The organism is Halomonas sp. MES3-P3E (assembly GCF_002836035.1).
GTDB lineage: Bacteria > Pseudomonadota > Gammaproteobacteria > Pseudomonadales > Halomonadaceae > Vreelandella > Vreelandella arctica.
In genome coordinates this window covers 1-1,080 of sequence record NZ_PJBT01000109.1, presented here as the reverse complement: position 1 = coordinate 1,080, position 1,080 = coordinate 1, and the positions used below count along the sequence as shown (strand labels likewise).

Here is a 1,080-nt window from a genome sequence, read left to right as displayed (position 1 = left end):
GTGACGCATCGTTTAAGGAGGTGATCCAGCCGCAGGTTCCCCTACGGCTACCTTGTTACGACTTCACCCCAGTCATGAACCACACCGTGGTGATCGCCCTCTTGCGTTAGGCTAACCACTTCTGGTGCAGTCCACTCCCATGGTGTGACGGGCGGTGTGTACAAGGCCCGGGAACGTATTCACCGTGACATTCTGATTCACGATTACTAGCGATTCCGACTTCACGGAGTCGAGTTGCAGACTCCGATCCGGACTGAGACCGGCTTTAAGGGATTCGCTGACTCTCGCGAGCTCGCAGCCCTTTGTACCGGCCATTGTAGCACGTGTGTAGCCCTACCCGTAAGGGCCATGATGACTTGACGTCGTCCCCACCTTCCTCCGGTTTGTCACCGGCAGTCTCCTTAGAGTTCCCGACATTACTCGCTGGCAAATAAGGACAAGGGTTGCGCTCGTTACGGGACTTAACCCAACATTTCACAACACGAGCTGACGACAGCCATGCAGCACCTGTCTTACAGTTCCCGAAGGCACACCAGAATCTCTTCCGGCTTCTGTAGATGTCAAGGGTAGGTAAGGTTCTTCGCGTTGCATCGAATTAAACCACATGCTCCACCGCTTGTGCGGGCCCCCGTCAATTCATTTGAGTTTTAACCTTGCGGCCGTACTCCCCAGGCGGTCGACTTATCGCGTTAACTTCGCCACAAAGTGCTCTAGGCACCCAACGGCTGGTCGACATCGTTTACGGCGTGGACTACCAGGGTATCTAATCCTGTTTGCTACCCACGCTTTCGCACCTCAGTGTCAGTGTCAGTCCAGAAGGCCGCCTTCGCCACTGGTATTCCTCCCGATCTCTACGCATTTCACCGCTACACCGGGAATTCTACCTTCCTCTCCTGCACTCTAGCCTGACAGTTCCGGATGCCGTTCCCAGGTTGAGCCCGGGGCTTTCACAACCGGCTTATCAAGCCACCTACGCGCGCTTTACGCCCAGTAATTCCGATTAACGCTTGCACCCTCCGTATTACCGCGGCTGCTGGCACGGAGTTAGCCGGTGCTTCTTCTGCGAGTGATGTCTTTCCT

The 1,080-nt window shown here is 55.5% G+C and carries 1 rRNA gene; it reads right to left on the bottom strand.

From position 1 onward, the window contains the following. Positions 1 to 13 precede the first annotated feature (13 nt). Positions 14 to 1,080 (bottom strand): 16S ribosomal RNA (locus CXF87_RS12115); the annotation flags it as partial.